Source organism: Rothia kristinae (genome assembly GCF_016028855.1).
Lineage (GTDB): Bacteria > Actinomycetota > Actinomycetes > Actinomycetales > Micrococcaceae > Rothia > Rothia kristinae.
This window is the reverse complement of sequence record NZ_CP065738.1, coordinates 2,297,504-2,317,255: the sequence shown is the minus strand read 5'-3', so window position 1 is coordinate 2,317,255 and position 19,752 is coordinate 2,297,504. Positions and strand designations below refer to the sequence as shown.

Genomic DNA, 19,752 nt, shown 5'->3' with positions numbered 1-19,752 from the left:
GGGCCCGGCCCTGGTACCTTGGCAGACATGACCCTCGCTGTGTGCCCCGGATCCTTCGACCCCATCCACAACGGCCATATCGAGATCATCGCCCGCGCCGCCAAGATCTTCTCCGAGGGGGTCATCGTCGCCGTCGCGCACAACCCCCAGAAGACCTTCCGCCTGCCCCTGGAGGAGCGGGTGGCCATGGTCCAGGAGGTCTTCTCCTGGCTGGACGGGATCACGGTGGAGCCGATGGGCGCCGGCCTGCTGGCCGAGTTCGCCCGCTCCCGCGGGGCCGGGGCCGTCGTCAAGGGGCTGCGCGATGACCGGGACTACCTGTACGAGGCCCCGATGGCGACCATGAACCGCAACCTCGCCGGCGTCGAGACGGTCTTCCTGGCCGGGGACCCCAAGCACGGGCACCTCTCCTCCTCTCTGATCATGGAGGTCGCCTCCCTGGGCGGGGACGTCTCCGACTACCTGCCGCGCAGCGTGCACCGGCACCTGCTGGAGCAGGGGCTGCTGGGGCACGGCTGAGGCTCCGCCGGCCGGTGGGATCGACGGCTGCCGCGGCGGGGTTGTCCCGGTTCGGCGTCTCGAGTATGCTGGGACGTCGGTCCAACCTCGAACAGGAGTGCATCATCACGCGTGAGAAGGCATCGGCCCTCGTGGTCGACGTGAAGGCCCTGGCCGCCCGGCCGGGGACGATGGAGACGCTTCGGCGGGCCCTGCCGGCCCCCGAGGACTTCGGCAACGCCCTGATCGGGGCGCCGGCCGGCTCCGACATCACCGTGGATCTGCGCCTGGAATCCGTGCATGATGGTATCTTGGTCTCCGGCACCGCGTCCGTGACGGCCCACGGTGAATGCAGCCGCTGCCTGGATCCTCTCGAGGTTCCGGTCACGGCCGACATCCAGGAGCTGTACGTCCTGGACCCCGAGCCCGCAGCGGACGAGGAGGACGAGCAGCACGCCGTCGAGGACGATGCGATCGACCTCGAGCCCGTGCTGCGGGACGCAGTGATCACGCAGCTTCCGTTCCAGCCCGTGTGCCGGGAGGACTGCCCGGGCCTGTGCTCCGTCTGCGGGGCGCGCCTGGAGGAGGATCCGGAGCATCACCACGACGTGGTGGATCCGCGCTGGTCCGCCCTGTCGGGGCTGCTCGGCACCGAGGATGCCGCGAACGAGACGACAACGACGAGAGAAGAGAGATAGCAGTGGCTGTTCCCAAGAGGAAGATGTCCCGTGCCAACACCCGCGCACGCCGTTCCCAGTGGAAGGCGACCGCGCCTCAGCTGGTCAAGACCGTGGAGAACGGGAAGGTGACCTACAGCCTCCCGCACCAGGCCAAGGTCGTCACCGACTCCGCCGGCACCCCGCTGTACTTCGAGTACAAGGGCCGCAAGGTGGCCGACGCCTGATCCAGGTTCCCACCATGGACACCGCGTCCCACGGAAAGCTTCTGCAGCGTCTCGGCGTCGACATCGACGCCGAGACGCTGCTGCTTGCGCTGACCCACCGCTCCTACGCCCACGAGCACCCCGGCACCCCGGACAACGAGCGCCTCGAGTTCCTCGGGGACTCCGTGCTCGGCCTGGCCGTGACCACCGAGCTGTACCACCGCTTCCCGCACCTGCCCGAGGGGCAGCTGGCCAAGCGTCGGGCCGCCGTCGTCTCCGAGCGGTCCCTGGCGGTGCTGGCCCGCGGCATCGGCCTGGGGCAGCACATCCGCCTGGGGCGGGGAGAGGCCATCTCCCACGGCGGGGACAAGGATTCGATCCTCGCCGACACCATGGAAGCCCTGTTCGGGGCGACCTTCATCACCTGCGGCCCGGAGATCGCCCGGGACCTGGTCCTGCGCTTCACCTCGCCCCTGCTGGACGATGAGTTCGTGCTCGGCGCCGGGCGGGACTGGAAGACCGAGATCCAGGAGCTGGCCGCGGCCCGCGGCCTGGGGGAGGTCAGCTACGAGGTCCAGGGCGAGGGCCCCGAGCACGCCCGGATCTACCGGGCCACCGTCCTGCTGGGCGGGACCGCCCACGGGGAGGGCTCCGGTCCGGCCAAGAAGCAGGCGGAGCGGGAGGCCGCGGAGGTCGCCTTCCGCGCCCTGCACGGCGTGGTCACCGGCGCCTGAGGTGCCGGAGCTGCCCGAGGTCGAGGTGGTGCGCGCCGGACTGGCCGCGCACGTGCTCGGCGCCCGCGTCACCGACGTCGAGGTCCTGGATCCCCGATCCCTGCGCCGCCACGACGCCGGACCGGGGGATTTCCGCGCCCGGCTCAGTGGCGCGCGGATCGACGACGTCGCCCGGCGCGGGAAGTACCTGTGGCTGCTGCTCGCGGATCCGCAGGGGCACCGCCTGGACGATGCCCTGGTGGTGCACCTGGGCATGAGCGGGCAGGCCCTGCTGGCTCGGCCCGACGCCCCGGATCCCCGGCACCTGCGGCTGCGCTTCGATCTTGCGGAGGCGGGGGAGTCCTTCCCGGGCGGGCGCGGCCAGCTGCGCTTCGTCGACCAGCGGATCTTCGGCGGCATGTTCCTGGACCGGCTGCTGCCGGTGCACGACGCCGCCGGTTCCCCGGTGCCCGGGGCCGGCGCCTCCGAGCTCGGGGAGGCGAGCATCCCGGCGTCGGTGGCGCACATCGCCCGGGACCCGCTGGATCCGCACTTCGACGCCCGCGCCTTCCGGCGTCGGCTGCTGCGCACGGACTCCGGGATCAAGCGGGTGCTGCTGGATCAGACCGCGATCTCCGGGGTCGGCAACATCTACGCCGACGAGGCCCTGTGGCGGGCCCGGCTGCACTACGCCAAACCGGCCCGCAGCCTCACGGCCGCGCAGACCCGGGACCTGCTGGGCGCGGTGACCGAGGTGATGACCGAGGCCCTGGCCGAGGGCGGGACGAGCTTCGACGCCCTGTACGTGAACGTCAACGGGGAGTCCGGCTACTTCGCGCGGGGGCTGAACGTCTACGGCCGGGAGGGTCTGGCCTGCCGCCGGTGCGGGCGCCCGATCCGCCGGGAGCCGTTCATGAACCGCTCCTCCTACCGCTGCCCGCGCTGCCAGCGCGCCCCCCGCGCGCTCTGACTCCGCCCCCCCACGCGGCCCCGGCAGCGCGCTTGGGAGGGGTTTCAGCGTGTGGGAGCCACGAGGACGCTCCCAAACACCGAAACCGCTCCCAAACCCCGCGCTCAGGGTCTGTCGCCGGCCGCGATGCGTGCGAAGATGAGAGGCACAGCTGAATATCCCGATGACCGAGGTGATCTTGTCGATGGCAAAACACGATGCTCGCCGCCTCGAGCTGACGCTGCTCGAAGGTCGCTTCGATGGTCCTCAGCGAGTGCGGCTTCCTCGTCGCACCTACAGCGTGTATCTGGTCCCCGCCAGCTCCTTCGACGCCTGGCGTTGCGACAAGAAGATGAATCAGCCGGGTGTGTACATGCTTCTGGAGGATCCGAGCGCGGACAATCCGCGTCTGTACATCGGCAAAGCGGATCTGCGTGCCAACGGCAAGGGCGCTCTGAGCCGCGTGATCGAGCACCGGGATCAAGGACGCCACCGGTGGTGCCACACCGCCGTCCTTCTGGTGGATGAGCCCAAGAACTTCACCGCCACCGAGCTGAAGTTCCTGGAGTCTCATCTCATCCGCATGGCACGCGAGGCGGGCCGCAATTCACCGGAGAACATCGATACTCCCTCGGCGGGCGACGTGGAGGACGACGTCTACAACGACCTCAGGGCGGTTCTCGCCGATGCCCGTCTGATGATCGCCTCCATGCGCATGCTCTTCCTCGAACCACCGCTGGCTGGCAGCGAAAGCGGCAGTGATATAGACCCCGTGAGCGCAGCGACCGAACCCGCCCGTGCGGCCAGCAGCACGGAGCTGTTCATGCGCCTGCGCGGCAGCACCGAGCCGGCGGTGCTGGTGCACTCGGCTGGAAGCTGGGTGCTCAAGGCGGGCAGCACGATCAAGGGCGAGTGCACCGACCGGCGCATCGGCCGGATCCGATCGGTCCATGCCGCCGCCGTCGATGGGGAGAGGACCACCGCGGCGATCTCCTTCACCTCGGCCAGCGCGGCCGCGAGTTTCGTATCCGGCAATCCCCGCAACGGCAACCTCTCCTGGGCGGATGCCGAAGGCACCAGCCTGGGCGACCTCAAGGACAGCGGCGCCTTCGCCTGACCACCACTGCGCCGGGGCCTCCGGAGGGGCAATCTGGGAGGGGTTTCGGTGTTTGGGAGCCACGAGGACGCTCCCAAACGCCGAAACCCCTCCCAAACCGACAGATGGAGTCGCGGCGCGGCCGGGGTCAGGCCTGCGGGGCGTAGTACTCGCGGAGGCGGCGCATCCCCTCGTCGAGGGAGACCGCGGGCTCCCAATCCAGCAGCTCGCGGGTCTGGCGCTGGTCGAACCAATGGGAGGTGGACAGCTGCTCGGCCAGGAACTCCGTCATCGGCGGCTCATCCTCGCCGGGGCGCTTCTCCCAGACCTTCTCGATGACCCGGCCGGCCAGCTTCGCCAGCGACGCCGGGACCCGCCGGGTGGGGGCGGGCACCCCGCCGGCCCGGCACATCGCCGCCATCAGCTCGCCCACCGTGCGCGGCTCCCCGTTGGTCACCACCAGGGGACGCCCGTGCACCGTCTCCAGGCGCTCCAGGCACCGGACGATCGCGGTGGCGGCGTTGTCCACGTAGGTGGTGTCGATCAGCGCGGCTCCGGCATCCAGGAGGGGGATCCCGCCGCGGGAGGCCCGCTCCATGATCCGCTCCACCAGCTGGGTGTCCCCGGGGCCCCACACCAGGTGCGGGCGGATCACCCCGACCCGGAAGTCCTCGCCGTCGGCCTCCAGGGCCAGCAGCTCCCCGTAGGCCTTGGAGCGGGCGTAGTTCCCGCGCGCGTGGTCGGGGTCGGCGGTCAGATTCGGCTGGCCCATAAAGGCGGAGCCCGCGTGGGAGACGGACGGGGAGGAGATCTGCACGTAGTCGCGGATCCCGGCCCGCTTGGCCATCTCCACCATCACCCGGGTGCCCCGAACATTGACCTCCTCGTACTCGGCCCACGGCCCGGAGACGCTGACCTTGGCGGCCAGGTGCACCACCGCATCGGCCCCGTCCATCGCCCGGGCCACGGCCTCGGCGTCGGTGATCGAGCCGCGGCGCTGCTCGAAGCGCTCGGCGCCCTTGGCCTGCAGGGACTTGCGCACCGCGGTGGCGTCCGAGCGCTGCAGGGCGATCACGCTCCAGCCGCGGCGGATCAGCTCCAGCGCGGTGCGCGCCCCGAGCATCCCGGAGGCCCCGGTGACCAGCACGGTGCGCCCGTTCGGCTCGGGAAGCCGGGCATCGGGCAGGATCTCCCGGCGCTCGTCCGGATCCGGGGCCCGCCACGCGGTGTCGGGCTCCCGACCGGGGCCTTGGGCATGACCCCTGCGGCGGTGCTCCTGCTGGTTCACGGCTTGGCCACCTTCCCCCCGGACAGGGTGCTCTCGGCCCACGCGGCCAGGCGCGGGCGGTCGATCTTCGAGTTGTGCCGGATGTCCGTGGGCTGCTCCGGCACCTGCAGCACGGCCACCGGGACCACCCCGGTGCGTCCGCGCACCACAGCGCGCACGGCGTCGGCCAGCTCCAGCGGGGCCGGCCCCGGGTGCACCCCGCGGCGTTGTTCGGGCTCCACGACGACGACGGGCGCCTGCGTACCGGCCGGGCCCACCCCCACCAGCGCGGCCCGGCGCACCGCCGGGAGAGTCTCGGCCGCGGCCTCCGCGGCCACCGGCGTCACCACGGCGTCGGGGGTGCGCAGCAGGTGGGCCAAGCGGCCCTCCACCCACAGCCGACCCGCGGCGTCGAAGTGCCCGATGTCGCCGGTGCGGTGCCAGCCGGGGATGGCCGCGGAGTCCCGCTCCGTCCACCACAGCCGGTCGTAGTGGTCCTTCATGTGCCGGGCGCTGACCAGGATCTCCCCGGTGCGCCGCTCCGCGTGGGAGGGCTCGCGGGAGGGATTCCCCTCCTCGTCCAGCAGCCCCAGGGCCAGCTCGGCCCCGTGCACGGGGACCCCCACGCACACCCCGCCGCCCGCGCCGCGCATGCCCGAGGCGGCGTCGCGCTCGGCCTGCTCGATCTGGGTCAGGGAGATGTCCGCCACGGGCAGGGCCTCGGTCATCCCGTAGGGGGTGTGCACCTGGGCGCGTGGCACCAGGGCGGAGACCCGGCGCAGCAGCGGCAGGGTCAGCGGCGCTCCGGCCGAGAGCAGCAGCCGCACCCGGCCCAGGGCCTCGGCCTCGGCCGGGGCGAGGTCCTCGGCCGTGGCCACGACGTTCATCAGGGCCGCGGGGGAGGCGAAGACGATGGTCGCCTCGATCGCCTGCGCAGCCTGGGCCAGGGCCCGGGCGGAGAGGGTCTTGGGCCGGGTGACATCCATGTCCGGGGTCACCGAGGTGGCGCCCAAGGCCGGGCCCAGCAGGGCGAAGGGCGCGAAGCCGGCCACCAGCCCCGAACCCGGCTGAAGCCGGTAGGTCCGCTGGATCGCGTCGCGCATCGCGCTGAGCTGCCGCTGGGTGTAGGAGACCCCCTTGGCGGGCCCCGTGGACCCGGAGGTGTAGAGGATCGCGGCCTCATCCTCCGGGCGCGGCGCGTCCCAGGGGGTGCCGGCCGGGGCGGCCGGGGCGGCGTCGTCGGTGGCTCCGATCAGCCCGAACGCACGGGTGCTCACCGGGTCCGCGGAGCCGGCGAGGATCCGCCGCCCGGGCCAGCCTGCGGCGCGCGCGGCGGCCAGGGCCTGCGGGATGCCGATGAGGAACTCGGGGGAGGCCCCGCGCAGCGCCCGGGTCAGGCCCTTCAGCCCCAGCCCGGTGTCCGCGACGACGATCACCGCGCCCACGCGCAGGCAGGCGTAGATCAGCACGGTCAGGCGCGCCCCGGGCGGGACCATGAGGCTCACCCGCGCCCCGCGGCGCACGCCCAGTCCGCGCAGCACCGCGGCGGTGCGATCCACCTCGGCGTTCAGCTCCCGCCAGCTCAGCCGCCGCTTGACCGGGGCGGCCCCGTGGCGCCCGGATCCCGCGCGGCGTCGGACCCGGCCCATGTCCACGACGGCCGGTGCGTCGTCCTCCCGGCGGGCCTCCAGCTCGGCGGTCATGGGGCGGAAGTCCGCGGCCAGCGGGGAGCGGGCCTCCCGCTCGGCGCGCACCCGGCGGTGCCGGGCGATGACCGGTTCCGCCTCACCGTACGTCTCGGCCAGCCACGTCCGCACCAGGGGGACGATGTCCTCGTCCTCGGCCACCAGGTGCCCGGCCTTCTCGAAGCGGTGCACCTGCGCCTGGGGCATCCGGCGCAGCAGGTCGTCGAAGTAGCGCTGCTGGAAGACCGGATCGTGCGGACCCCACAGGATCAGCCCCGGCAGCTCATCGCCCGCCACGGCCTCGGCGATGCCGCGCATGGCCGCGTGGGAGCGGTGCCCGGGGTCCGCCGGGATGTCCGCGACGAAGCCGCGGATCCCGTCGCGTTTCTCGGCGTCGTCGTAGGGGGCGCGGTAGGCGGCCTTCACGGCCGGATCCCAGTCCCCGCGGTGCAGGGCGAGGGTCACGTCCAGGAAGGCGGTGGTGGAGCGGGTGCCCCACCCGTGCACCGCCGGGTGCAGGGCCAGGCGCAGGGCCCCGGGCACGGCGGCGTCGGCCGGCTGGGACAGGGCCGTGTTGGTCAGGATGCGCCCGGCGTGCAGGCCCGGGTGCGCGGCCCCCCAGCCCTGGGAGATCAGCCCGCCCCAGTCGTGGGCCACGGTGACCACGCCGTGCTCCCCGGCCTGCTCGTCCAGCCCCAGGGCGGCGGTGAAGTCCCCGAGGTCGGCGACCCGATCCGCCAGGGTGCGGGCGAGCCCGGTGCGCTCGGAGAAGCCCATCTCCAGCTGGTCCACGGCCACCACGCGCCACGGCTGGGCGAAGTCCGCCCCGGCGCGCACCAGGCGCCGCCACAGGTAGGACCAGGTGGGGTTGCCGTGCACGCACAGCAGCGTTCCCACGGGGGTGAGGCCGCGCTCGGCGAGCTCGGCGGCGTTGTCCAGGTAGTGCCAGGTCCGCTCGGTCCCGGCGTCGACGGCGGCCGAGGAGACCACGCGCAGGGTGCGGCTGTCCGCGCGGCGCACCCCCGGCCACGGCTTCAGCGGCACGGGCCCCGGCTGGGGCGCGGTCCGGCGGGCGGGGGTCTGCGTGCTCATCGTCTCCTGGCCTTTCGCTGCTCGGGTGGTGGGGTCTGCGGGCCCTACCAGGCGATCTCCATCAGCCCCGTGTTCAGCCCGGAGCCCACGCCCATGCACAGCACCCGCTGCCCGGGCTCCAGGGTCTCGGCCTGCAGGGCCAGGGTCATCGGCAGGGCCGCCGCGGCGACGTTGCCCCAGTACGGGAAGGTCAGCGGGATCCGGTCTCGGTCGATGCCCACGGCGTCCACGATGGCGTTGGTGTGGGAGGTGGAGATCTGGTGGGTGACGTAGGCGTCCATGTCCGTCCAGTCCCAGCCCTCCCGGTGCGCCTCCTCCCAGGCGTCGGTGACCAGCTTCAGCCCGTGGGTCAGCAGGCCGGTGGCGTCGGTGGCCATGCCCTGCCCGGCGTCCCCGCCGATGCACAGGTCCTTGTGCTCGGTGCCGGCGCGGGAGACGGAGCCGAGGATGCGGTGGCCCTCCGGGTGGCGGTCGGCGCGACCGATGACGGCCGCGGCGGCCCCGGAGCCCAGGGTCAGGGTCGCGAACTGGGTGAGCACCTCGTCCCGGGTGGAGTCCGGGCGGTTGAGCATGCGCAACGCGGTCTCGTGCCAGGGGGAGGGGTCCTCCCCGCACACGATCAGCGCGTAGTCGATGGCCCCGGCGTCGATCATGGAGGAGGCCACGGTGATGCCGTTGACGAAGCCCAGGCAGGCGTTGGTCATGTCGAAGTTCAGCGCGTGGCGCGGCAGCCCGAGCGCGTGGTGGATGCCCACGGCCACGGCCGGTTCGAAGTTGTCGCGGGTCACGGAGCCGTTGATCAGCAGCCCGATCTGCTCCGGGGCCACCCCGGCCTGCTCGAGGGCGGCGCGTCCGGCGCGGGCCGCGCCGTCGTCGAAGCTGGAGCCCTCGGCCCATCCGCGCCGCTCCCGGATCCCGGCCAGGCGCTCCAGCAGGCCCCGGGGCATGCGCAGGCGGCGGTAGGTGTCCGCCAGCTGGTCATCGAACCAGGAGGACGGCACGACCTCCTCGGCTTCCACTCTGGTCACCGAGAGCAGCGACGAGTTCCGATGGCGGATCGAGGAGTTAGAGGTCAATGAATCGTGCCTTCGCGACGAAGTGGTGTGATGCAGGTGCGAGCCGAAGATCGTGGGGACCGGCCCCGACCCTGCCGCCGCACCCCTCGGGGTGGGACGAGACGGACGCGCGGCAGTCCGCTGATCAACTCTACAGCCCCCGGAGTGGGCTCCTGTCATTTCCCGCGGGCGGCCACCCGACGCCGGCGGGGTGGGGGCGGGTCGATAGAGTGGTGCAGGCTCGGCCCCCGCCCGGCGTCGGGCAGGCAACCGTGAGCCGTGGAAGGAGCACCGTGCATCTGAAGACCCTGACCGTGCGCGGCTTCAAGTCCTTCGCCTCCGCGACGACCTTCGAGTTCGAACCCGGGGTCACCGCCGTCGTCGGCCCCAACGGCTCGGGCAAGTCCAACGTGGTGGACGCCCTCGCGTGGGTCATGGGCGAGCAGGGGGCGAAGTCCCTGCGCGGCGGGAAGATGGAGGACGTCATCTTCGCCGGGACCTCCGCCCGCCAGGCGCTGGGCCGGGCGCACGTGACCCTGACCATCGACAACGCCGACGGCGCCCTGCCCATCGAGTACTCCGAGGTGACGATCTCCCGGACCCTGTTCCGCAGCGGGGGCTCCGAGTACGCGATCAACGGCTCATCTTGCCGCCTGCTGGACATCCAGGAGCTGCTCTCCGACTCCGGGCTGGGCAGGGAGATGCACGTGATCGTGGGCCAGGGGCAGCTGGACCGGATCCTGCACGCGACCCCGGAGGAGCGACGCGGGTTCATCGAGGAGGCCGCGGGCGTGCTCAAGCACCGGCGGCGCAAGGAGAAGACCCTGCGCAAGCTGGCCTCGATGGAGGCCAACGTCTCCCGGCTGGAGGACCTCACCGGGGAGATCGGCCGGCAGCTGACCCCGCTGGGACGCCAGGCCAGGGTGGCCCGGCGCGCCCAGCGCATCCAGCACGAGGTGCGCGATGCCCGGGCGCGGCTGTTCGCCGACGACTGGGTGCAGGCCTCCACCGCCCTGGAGGCCGACGCCGAGGCCCTGGCCCAAGCCCAGGAGGGGCTGCGCCGGGCCGAGGCCGTGCACGAGGAGCTCACGGGCCGGATCACCGAGCTGGAGGCCGAGGCCGCCCGGCTGGGCCCCGAGGTCGCGGCCAGTCGGGACGCCTACTACGCCCTGACCCAGACCACGGAGCGCTTCGCCTCCCTGGCGCAGCTGGCCGACGAGCGGGTGCGCGCCGCCTCCGCGCCGGTGGCCCGGGCGCACCTGCGGGATCCGGAGCAGCTGGAGGCCGCCGTGCGGCGCCTGGAGGAGGAGCTGGCGGGGCTGACCGAACGGCAGGAGCAGGCCCGGGCAGACCACGAGCGGGCCGGGCGCACCCGCGCCGAGGCGGAGGCCGCCGCCGCCGAGGCCCAGGAACACCACGCGGCCCTGGTGGCTCAGGCCGCCGCCCGCCGCGAGGACATCGCCGCCCTGCGCGGACGGATGGCCACCGCCCGCTCCGAGCACGAGGCGCTGGTCTCCCGCCGCGAGGACCAGCGGGAGCGGATCGCCCGACTGGAGGAGCGCCTGGCCGAGCAGCAGGGGCAGCTCGAGCAGCTCACGGCCGCCGCGGGCCCCTCCGAGGAGGACCATCGCGCGGCCGCGGAGGCCTCCGAGCAGGCCGAGGCCCGCACCGAGACCACCCAGCGCCGGCTGGACGAGGCCGCCGCCGAGGCCGCCGCCGCCCGGCGGGAGCTGGACGCCGCCCGAGCCCGCGTCGCGGCACTGACCGACGCGATGCCGGCGGCCGACGGCACCGACGCCGTGCTCGCCGCGTTCCCGGACCGGCTGGTTGCCGTGGCCGAGCACCTGCAGACCGCCCCCGAGCACGCCGCGGCCGTGGCCGCCGCCCTCGGGCCTCTGGCCGAGGGCCTGGCCCTGAGCTCATCCGCCGATCGGGAGGGGATCGCCCCGATCCTCGAGACGGCGCGGCAGCGGGATCTCGGCGTGGTCAGCGTGCTCACCGATGACGCCCTGGGGGATGCCGCCGAGGACGGGGACATCGACGGCGGCGAGATGCCCGCCCCGCTCGCCCGCGCCGCCGCGGCCGCCGGGATACCGGCGCACTGGGCCCCGCGGGCCGTCGACGGCGGGGACCTCGCCCCGCGGATCCGTCGTCTCCTGGCCCGCACGGCGCTGGTGGCCGACGCCGCGGCCGCCGAGGCCCTGCGCCGGCACCTGCCCGCCGGTGCCGGGCCGGTCTGGCGGATCGCCGCCGCGGACGGCACCGTGCTGGAGGCGCACACCGCCCGCGGCGGCTCCGCCGATGCCGTCACCGGGCTGGAGATCCGCAGCCGCCTGGACGCCGCCCGCGCCGCCGTCGTCGAACTGCAGCAGACCCACGAGCGGGTCCGGGCCGGACACGACGAGGCTTCCGCGGAGCACCGCCGCGCCCGCGAGCAGGCCAAGACCGCCCGCGCCGAGTTCGCCCGCATCAGCCGGGAGTCCACTGCCAGTGCGGCGGCCCTGTCCCGGGCCCGCACCCTGGTGGGCACCACCGAGGAGGAGCTCGCCGCGGCCCGGGAGCACCTGCAGGAGCTGGATGCCCGGGAGCCGGGGCTGGCCGCGACCCTGAAGAAGGCGGTGGGCGCGGTTTCCGCCGCCCTGGAGCTGCAGCGCCAGGAGGGCACCGAGGCCGTGGACGCCGCCGAGGCCGAGCGCACCCGCACCGCCGACGCCGCGGCCGCGGCCCGCACCGCCGAGACCGAGGCCCTGCTGGGCGTGCGCGCTGCCGAATCCGGGCTGCGCGCGGCCGAACGGCGCTTGGAGGCCGCCCGCCGGGCCGTGGCCGCCGAGCGCACCGCCCGCGCCGAGGTCCAGCGTCAGGAGGCCCGGCAGGCCGCCCGGCTGCGCGCCCGACGCGGCGTGCGGGAGATGATCGCGCGGGTCGCCGAGCGCATCGAGGTCTCCCTCACCGAGGCTTCCCGGATCCGGGAGCAGACCCAGACCCGCCGCGCCGCCGTCGAGACCCGCCTGCACGAGGCCCGCACCGACGAACGCGAGCAGCGCGACCAGCTGGACGAGCTGCGGCGCACCACCCATTCCGGGGAGCTGGAACGGGCCACCCGCGAGGCCCGCCTGGAATCCCTGCGCGAAGCCGTGCACGAGGAGCTGTCCCTGACCGTTGAGACCCTCGTGGAGGACTACGGGCCGCACCTGCCCATCCCCGTGCTGGATGAGGACGGGGAAGCCGCGGGGCAGGAGCCCTTCGAGCGCGCGGCCCAGGAGAAGCGCCTGGAGCGGGCCCGGCGGGACCTGAAGGCCCTGGGCAAGGTCAACCCGCTGGCCCTGGAGGAGTTCGCCGCCTTGGAGGAGCGGCACACGTACCTGGCCCAGCAGCTGGAGGACCTCAAGAGGTCCCGGGCGGACCTGGAGGAGATCATCCGGGATGTGGACGAGCACGTGCGCACCGTGTTCGCCCAGGCCTTCGCGGACACCCAGGAGCAGTTCGTGCGCGTGTTCGGGACCCTGTTCCCCGGCGGGGAGGGGAAGCTGGTGCTCACCGACCCGCAGGACCTGCTCACCACGGGGATCGAGGTGCACGCCAAGCCCGCGGGCAAGAAGGTCAAGCGGCTGTCCCTGCTCTCCGGCGGGGAGCGCTCGCTGACCGCGATCGCGATGCTCGTGGCGATCTTCAAGGCCCGGCCCTCCCCGTTCTACGTGATGGACGAGGTGGAAGCCGCCCTGGATGACCGGAACCTGGGGCGCCTGCTGACCATCCTGCGGGAGCTACAGGAGTCCTCGCAGCTGATCATCATCACCCACCAGAAGCGCACCATGGAGATCGCCGACGCTCTCTACGGGGTCTCGATGCGCGGGGACGGCATCACCCAGGTCATCTCCCAGCGCCTGGCCGACCTCCGCTGAGGCGGGCCCCCGGTCCCGATCCGCCGCGTTCGGGAGGGGTTTCGGTGTTTGGGAGCCACGAGGACGCTCCCAGACACCGAAATCCCTCCCAAACAGCCGGAGAGGGCGCGGAGGGTGGGGCCCGGTCAGGGGCGGGCGGGCTCCGCGGTGCGCGGCAGCCACGCCAGCAGGGCGAGCACCAGCAGGGCCGCGCTGATCAGGAAGGCCGGGCTGAACCCGGCGGCGTCGACCACAGCACCCAGCAGCACCGGGGCGAGGATCTGCCCGACGTCGCTGGAGGCCTGGAACAGCGCCATCACCGCACCTCCGGAGCGTCGGGTCCCCACGACGTCGGCCAGCGCGGCCTGCTGCGCCGGGGCGTAGAAGCCCGTGCAGATCCCGGTCAGCAGGCACACGCCCCACAGCGCCCACGGCCCGGGCACGACGCCGGTCAGCGCCGTCAGCCCGGCCGCGGCCAGCAGCCCGGTGAGCATCACCGGTCGCCGGCCGATCCGATCCGAGGTGCCGGCCAGGAAGATCTGGGAGATCGCAGCGCCCGCGGCCAGCACCGCCAGGGCGATGCCGGCCACCGACGCCCCGTAGGCCCCGGCCACCGCCGCGCCCAGCAGCGGGATGATCGCCACGCGTGCGCCGAGGTTGGTCCAGCCGTTGGCGAAGGAGGACACCAGCAGGGCCCGGTAGGTCGGACGCGCCCAGGCCTCCCGGATGCGCATCGGCAGGGGGATCGAGCCGGTGTCCGTGGTCGGGGCCGTGGGCCGCAGCTTCCACGCGGCCACCGCGATCGCCACCGCCAGGGCCGCGGCGTAGATCGCGAACGGGGCCCGCAGGCCGAGCGCGGCCGCGGCCGCCCCGATCACCGGCCCCATGATGTTCCCGGTCAGGAAGGCCGTCGCGTAGTACCCGGAGACCCGCCCGCGGATGCCCGGCGGGGACAATCGGGCGATCAGACCCATCGCGGACACCGTGAACATCACCGAGCCCACCCCGCCGATACCGCGCAGCACCAGCAGCAGCGGGTAGCTCGGGGCGAAGGCCGTGGCCAGGGAGGAGCCGGCCACGATCCCCAGGCCCCACAGGTACACGGCGCGCTCGCCGAAGCGGCTCACCAGGGGCCCGGCCGCCGGAGCGCCGGCCACCCGCATGAGGGCGAAGGCGCTGATCACCGCACCCGAGGCGGCCGCCCCCACGCCGAAGGAGGCCGCGAACTGCGGCAGCACGGGCGCGACGAGTCCGTAGCCGACGGCGATCACGAACGCCGCGACGATCATGACCTTCAGGTCCTGGGGCACCGGGGTGCGGTCGGTCTGCGGGTCCTCGGCGGGAGGTCGACGTCGGAAGGGGAGGTGTCGGGGCACGGCCGCCCACTGTACCCGCGCCGGGCGGGGCGCCCTGTGGCAAGCTGGGGGACGTGAATGATTCCCTGATCCTCATCCTGTTCATCGCCCTCGGCGTGATCGTCCTGGGCGGCCTGGCCTTCGTGCTGCTCAAGGGCCCCAAGGCCCCGAAGGGCGGCTACCCGGAGACCCGGGAGCCGGACGACATCGCCGCAGAGGAGCAGGCACCGGCCGGACCCCGCTACGAGAAGCCGGCGCCGGTGGCCGGGCGCCTGGTCCGGCTGCGCGAGCGCCTGGCCCGCTCCAACTCGATGCTGGGCAAGGGCCTGCTGACCCTGCTCTCCCGAGAGAGGATCGACCAGGACGTCTGGGACGAGATCGAGGAGACGCTGCTGCTGGCGGACCTCGGCTCGGAGCCCTCCCAGCGGCTGGTGGAGGCCCTGCAGACCCGGGTCCGGGTCGAGGGCACCGAGGATCCGGCGCACGTGAAGGCGATGCTGCGCGAGGAGCTGCTGAAGCTGGTGGATCCCACCATGGACCGCAGCCTCGCCCTGGACGGGGCGGGGGAGGATCCCGGCGTCGTGCTGGTGGTCGGGGTCAACGGCGTCGGGAAGACGACGACGGTCGGCAAGCTCGCCCGGGTCATGGTCGCCGAGGAGAAGTCCCTGGTGCTGGGGGCCGCGGACACCTTCCGGGCCGCGGCGGCGGACCAGCTGCAGACCTGGGGCAACCGGGTCGGGGTGGACACGGTGCGCTCGGAGAAGGAGGGCGCGGATCCGGCCTCGGTGGCCTTCGAGGCCGTCACCGAGGCCAAGCGGCGCGGGGCGGACACCGTCATGATCGACACCGCGGGGCGCCTGCAGAACAAGGCCGGGCTGATGGATCAGCTGGGCAAGGTCAAGCGGGTCACGGAGAAGGTGGCCCCGGTGACCGAGGTGCTGCTGGTGATCGATGCGACCACCGGGCAGAACGGCATGGTCCAGGCGAAGGTGTTCTCCGAGGTCGTGGACATCACGGGGATCGTGCTGACCAAGCTGGACGGGACGGCCAAGGGCGGCATCGTGGTGGCCATCCAGAACGAGCTCGGCGTGCCGGTCAAGCTGGTGGGCCTGGGTGAGGGCCCGGATGATCTGGCGCCCTTCGATCCGGAGGGCTTCGTGGACGCGCTGCTGGACTGATCCGGGCTCCGCCGAGATGACGGCGGTTTTACGCTCCCGGAACACGGCGGACGTCCGCGAAACACGGCCGTTACCGGCGCGGTCGGGAGAGCGAAACACGATGACGGCATCGTGGGGGCACCTGCCCCGCATCCGTCACTCGTAAGGACCCCGGCTATGCAAGAACTGACTGCCCAGGACGTCTGGACGATCGTTGCCGCCGCTCTCGTGCTGCTGATGACCCCCGGACTCGCCTTCTTCTACGGCGGCATGACCCGCGTCAAGGCCGCCCTGAACATGATGATGATGAGCTTCGTGTCCATCGGCATCATCGGCGTCGTGTGGGTGCTGTGGGGCTCGTCGGTGGCCGGCGGGGATGAGCTGATCCCCGGGATCCTCGGCAACCCCTTCACGGACTTCGGCTCCGAGCAGGCCACCCACGACGGCTCCCTGCTGGGCATCGCCTTCTCCTCGACCTTCGCGATCATCGCCGTGGCCCTGATCTCCGGAGCCATCGCGGACCGCGCGAAGTTCGGCGCCTGGTGCATCTTCGTGCCCCTGTGGGTCACCCTGGTCTACGCCCCCGTGGCGTACATGGTGTGGGCCGACGGCGGCCTGCTCAAGGACGGCGCGATCGGCTCGGCCCTGGGTGAGGCCATCGACTTCGCCGGCGGCACGGTGGTGCACATCAACGCCGGTATGGCCGGTCTGGTGCTGTGCCTGATCATCGGCGCCCGCCGCGGCTTCGGCCGGGACGCCAACCAGCGTCCGCACAACCTGCCCTTCGTGATGCTGGGTGCGGCGCTGCTGTGGTTCGGCTGGTTCGGCTTCAACGTCGGCGCCGCCGCGACTCCCGCTCAGGCGGGGCTGACCTGGATCAACACCCTGGTGTGCCCGGCCGCGGCGATGCTCGGCTGGATCGCGGTGGAGCGCATCCGGGACAAGCACGCCACGAGCCTCGGCGCGGCCTCCGGCGTCGTCGCCGGCCTGGTGGCCATCACCCCGGCCTGTGCGAACGTGGATCCCGGCTGGGCCGTGGTGCTCGGCGTGGTCTCCGGCGTCGGCTCCGCCTTCGCGGTGGGCCTGAAGTACCGGCTGGGCTATGACGACTCCCTGGATGTGGTGGGGGTGCACCTGGTCTCGGGGATCATCGGCACCGTGGCTCTGGGGTTCATCGCCACCCCGGAGACCGGCACCGCCGGGCTGTTCTACGGCGGCGGCTTCGAGCTGCTGCTGACCCAGGTGGTCGCGGCTCTGGTGACCATCGTGTACTGCGGGATCGTCACCGCCGTGATCGGCCTGGCCATCCACAAGACCATCGGGTTCCGGGTCCCCGAGCGCTCGGAGATCCAGGGCATCGACCTGGCCGCCCACGCGGAGACCGCCTACTCCTTCGCCTCCGGCACCTCCGGCCAGTTCTCGGTGCGGGGCTGAGCCCGCCCATCCCCAGACCCATTCGATCCTCAGGAGAGAACAGATGAAGCTCATCACCGCAGTGGTCCGACCGGAGATGTTCACGGACGTCAAGGAGGCCCTGGAGGAGTACGGCATCCACGGCATGACCATCTCCGACGCCGCCGGTTACGGCATCCAGCACGGACACCGGGAGGTGTACCGCGGCGCCAAGTACACCGTGGATCTGCTGCAGAAGATCCGCGTGGAGATCCTCACCACCGACGAGCGGGCCCGGGAGATCGTGGACGTGATCGTCAAGGCCGCCCACACCGGCAGCCAGGGCGACGGCAAGGTCTGGGTGCAGCCGGTGGACGAGGTCAAGCGCGTGCGCACCGGCGAGGCCGACGAGAAGGCCCTGTACGACTCGAAGTAGCGGGACCCACACACGATCGCACTCCCATCGGATCCCCCGGGCTGCCCGGGGGATCCGGTGCTATTCTGGGAAGCTGACTGCCACGACGTCGCCGGCGGCTGCGGTAGATTCCGCCGCCCCGATCCCGGTGGCGTCCGCCAGGACCCGACGAAAGCAGACCACGCCTCGTGTTCAACTCCCTGTCCGACCGTCTTGCGGCCACCTTCAAGAACCTGCGCGGCAAGGGCCGCCTGAGCGAAGCCGACGTCGACGCCACCGTGCGCGAGATCCGTCGCGCCCTGCTCGACGCCGACGTCGCGGTGCCCGTGGTCCGCGAGTTCACCGGCGCCGTCAAGCAGCGCGCCCTGGGCGCTGAGGTCTCCGAGGCCCTGAACCCCGGCCAGCAGGTCGTGAAGATCGTCAACGACGAGCTCAAGCAGATCCTCGGCGGGCAGACCCGGCGCATCCGCATGGCCAAGACCGGTCCGACCATCATCATGCTCGCCGGTCTGCAGGGTGCCGGCAAGACCACCCTGGCCGGGAAGCTCGCGCATTGGCTGTCCACTCAGGGGCACAAGCCCATCCTGGTCGCCTCGGATCTGCAGCGGCCCAACGCCGTGACCCAGCTGCAGGTGGTCGGCCAGCGCGCCGGCGTCCCCGTCTTCGCCCCGCACCCGGGCACCACCAGCGAGTTCGACGACCCCACGGGGGACCCGGTGCAGGTGGCCCGGGACGGAGTGGCCGAGGCCCGCGCCAAGCTGCACGACGTCGTCATCGTGGACACCGCCGGACGGCTCGGTGTGGACCAGGAGCTTATGAAGCAGGCCCGGGACATCCGCGATGCGATCGTGCCCAACGAGGTCCTGTTCGTCATCGACGCGATGATCGGCCAGGACGCCGTGAACACCGCCCTGGCCTTCGACGAGGGCGTGGACTTCACGGGCGTGGTGCTGTCCAAGCTCGACGGCGACGCCCGCGGTGGTGCGGCCCTGTCCGTGGCCAGCGTGACCGGCAAGCCCATCATGTTCGCCTCCACCGGCGAGGGCGTGAAGGACTTCGAGCAGTTCCACCCGGACCGGATGGCCGACCGCATCCTGGACATGGGCGACGTCCTGACCCTCATCGAGCAGGCCGAGGCCTCCTGGGACAAGGCCGAAGCCGACCGGATGGCCAAGAAGTTCCAGGATCGCGAGGACTTCACCTTCGAGGACTTCCTGGCCCAGATGCAGCAGATCCGCAAGATGGGATCCATGAAGAAGCTGCTGATGATGATGCCGGGTGCGGCCCAGATGCGCCAGCAGCTGGAGAACTTCGACGAGAAGGAGATCGACCGCGTCGAAGCCATCGTCCGATCCATGACCCCGCACGAGCGGGTGGCTCCGAAGATCATCAACGGCTCCCGCCGCGCGCGCATCGCCCGCGGTTCCGGCGTCACCGTCTCCGAGGTCAACCAGCTCATGGAGCGCTTCGGCCAGGCGCAGAAGCTGATGAAGCGCATGGCCGGCGGCAAGGGCATGCCTGGAATGCCGGGTATGCAGGGGATGCCGGGCATGCCCGGGATGGGCGGGTCCGGCGGCGGGTCCAAGAAGAAGGCCAAGGGCAAGAACGCCAAGCGCAAAGGCTCCGGCAACCCGGCCAAGCGCGAGGCCCAGCGCAAGGGCCTGCAGCAGCCGGCCGCGGCCCGCGGGTCCTCCTTCGGTCAGCAGCAGAAGCAGGACCTGGACCTGTCCAACCTGCCCAAGGGGTTTGAGAAGTTCCTCGGGGACCAGTAGACCGGAAGCATGGCTGATACCTACCTCTCCCCGGAGGACTTCCGGGCCTTCGTCGCCTCCCTGCCGCGCCGTCGCCTGGCCGCAGGCGCCCTGATCACCGATCCGAATGGGTCGGTGCTGGTGGCCAAGCCCAACTACAAGGACGGTTGGACCCTGCCCGGTGGGACGGTGGAGGCCGGCGAGGCCCCGCAGGAGGGCTGCTTCCGGGAGGTCGTGGAGGAGACCGGGCTGCGCCTGGAGCCCGGCCGGCTGCTGCTGATCTTCCACGGCCTGTCGATGGGCGAGTGGGGGGATTCGGCCTATTTCCTCTACGACGGCGGCACCATCCCTGCCGACGCGCCGATCCGGCTGCAGGCCGAGGAGCTGCTGGAATACCGCTTCGTCCCCGCGGCTGAGCTGGACGCGTACGTGGGTCCGGGATTCGCCGGGCGCCTGCGTCGTGCCCTGGAAGCCCGGAAGACCGGTGAGGTCGTAGAATTGAGCTCCACCAGCTGGGGCTGAGCCCGCAGGAGGATCCGATCGAGGATCCGAACGCCGCCGAG

16 protein-coding genes are annotated in these 19,752 nt (G+C 72.5%); 12 read left to right on the top strand and 4 right to left on the bottom strand.

The genetic code is table 11. The annotated features are described in order from the left end of the window. The first annotated feature begins 27 nt into the window (after positions 1-27). From coaD to I6G21_RS10215, 6 genes are all read left to right on the top strand, one after another. Entirely contained in the window at positions 28-519 is a 492-nt protein-coding gene (gene coaD, locus I6G21_RS10240; protein WP_058730889.1) for a pantetheine-phosphate adenylyltransferase, read from the top strand. A gap of 65 nt (positions 520-584) precedes the next feature. Then, positions 585-1,196 carry a YceD family protein gene (locus I6G21_RS10235; protein WP_064725610.1) on the top strand — a complete coding sequence of 204 codons (612 nt, stop codon included), beginning with the start codon at positions 585-587 and terminating at the stop codon, positions 1,194-1,196. A 2-nt stretch (positions 1,197-1,198) separates the two neighbouring features. After that, entirely contained in the window at positions 1,199-1,402 is a 204-nt protein-coding gene (rpmF, locus tag I6G21_RS10230; protein ID WP_058730891.1) for a 50S ribosomal protein L32, read from the top strand. 14 nt (positions 1,403-1,416) lie between these two features. Then, positions 1,417-2,115, top strand: a complete 699-nt coding sequence (gene rnc / locus I6G21_RS10225) for a ribonuclease III (protein WP_064725609.1) — start codon at positions 1,417-1,419, stop codon at positions 2,113-2,115. Position 2,116: 1 nt separating this feature from the next. Continuing rightward, positions 2,117-3,064, top strand: coding sequence for a bifunctional DNA-formamidopyrimidine glycosylase/DNA-(apurinic or apyrimidinic site) lyase (gene mutM / locus I6G21_RS10220; protein ID WP_064725608.1), 948 nt, complete (start codon positions 2,117-2,119; stop codon positions 3,062-3,064). A gap of 163 nt (positions 3,065-3,227) precedes the next feature. Beyond that, positions 3,228-4,160, top strand: coding sequence for a DUF4357 domain-containing protein (locus I6G21_RS10215; RefSeq protein WP_061224984.1), 933 nt, complete (start codon positions 3,228-3,230; stop codon positions 4,158-4,160). 127 nt (positions 4,161-4,287) lie between these two features. Here I6G21_RS10215 and I6G21_RS10210 read toward each other — a convergent pair whose 3' ends face one another. Genes I6G21_RS10210 through I6G21_RS10200 form a run of 3 tightly spaced genes read right to left on the bottom strand, consistent with a single transcriptional unit; the run spans position 4,288 to position 9,259 of the window. Then, positions 4,288-5,427, bottom strand: a complete 1,140-nt coding sequence (locus tag I6G21_RS10210) for an NAD-dependent epimerase/dehydratase family protein (RefSeq protein WP_232238449.1) — start codon at positions 5,425-5,427, stop codon at positions 4,288-4,290. Beyond that, on the bottom strand, positions 5,424-8,183 hold the full coding sequence (locus I6G21_RS10205) for an alpha/beta fold hydrolase (protein WP_061224983.1): 2,760 nt from the start codon (positions 8,181-8,183) through the stop codon (positions 5,424-5,426). The genes I6G21_RS10210 and I6G21_RS10205 overlap by 4 nt, the downstream gene beginning before the upstream one ends. 44 nt (positions 8,184-8,227) lie before the next feature. Beyond that, the gene (locus tag I6G21_RS10200) at positions 8,228-9,259 is read right to left on the bottom strand and encodes a 3-oxoacyl-ACP synthase III (RefSeq protein WP_058730896.1); all 1,032 of its coding nucleotides are present in this window, start codon (positions 9,257-9,259) and stop codon (positions 8,228-8,230) included. A 272-nt stretch (positions 9,260-9,531) separates the two neighbouring features. Between I6G21_RS10200 and smc the strand changes: the two genes are divergently transcribed. Then, complete coding sequence (gene smc / locus I6G21_RS10195; protein WP_129357459.1) at positions 9,532-13,140, top strand: chromosome segregation protein SMC; 3,609 nt, start codon at positions 9,532-9,534, stop codon at positions 13,138-13,140. A 125-nt stretch (positions 13,141-13,265) separates the two neighbouring features. On the opposite strand, the gene I6G21_RS10190 is transcribed toward smc, so the two are convergent. Beyond that, positions 13,266-14,495, bottom strand: coding sequence for an MFS transporter (locus I6G21_RS10190; RefSeq protein WP_064725417.1), 1,230 nt, complete (start codon positions 14,493-14,495; stop codon positions 13,266-13,268). A gap of 53 nt (positions 14,496-14,548) precedes the next feature. On the opposite strand from I6G21_RS10190, the gene ftsY reads away from it, so the two are divergent. From ftsY to I6G21_RS10165, 5 genes are all read left to right on the top strand, one after another. Beyond that, positions 14,549-15,652 carry a signal recognition particle-docking protein FtsY gene (gene ftsY, locus I6G21_RS10185; protein ID WP_064725416.1) on the top strand — a complete coding sequence of 368 codons (1,104 nt, stop codon included), beginning with the start codon at positions 14,549-14,551 and terminating at the stop codon, positions 15,650-15,652. 156 nt (positions 15,653-15,808) lie between these two features. Then, on the top strand, positions 15,809-17,065 hold the full coding sequence (locus I6G21_RS10180; protein ID WP_058731508.1) for an ammonium transporter: 1,257 nt from the start codon (positions 15,809-15,811) through the stop codon (positions 17,063-17,065). A 43-nt stretch (positions 17,066-17,108) separates the two neighbouring features. After that, a complete protein-coding gene (locus I6G21_RS10175; RefSeq protein WP_058731509.1) occupies positions 17,109-17,459 on the top strand; it encodes a P-II family nitrogen regulator in 351 nt (116 codons plus the stop codon). Positions 17,460-17,626: 167 nt separating this feature from the next. Further along, positions 17,627-19,210, top strand: coding sequence for a signal recognition particle protein (ffh, locus tag I6G21_RS10170; RefSeq protein WP_129357460.1), 1,584 nt, complete (start codon positions 17,627-17,629; stop codon positions 19,208-19,210). Between the two features lie 9 nt (positions 19,211-19,219). Next, on the top strand, positions 19,220-19,711 hold the full coding sequence (locus tag I6G21_RS10165) for an NUDIX domain-containing protein (protein ID WP_058731511.1): 492 nt from the start codon (positions 19,220-19,222) through the stop codon (positions 19,709-19,711). The last annotated feature ends 41 nt before the right edge of the window (positions 19,712-19,752 follow it).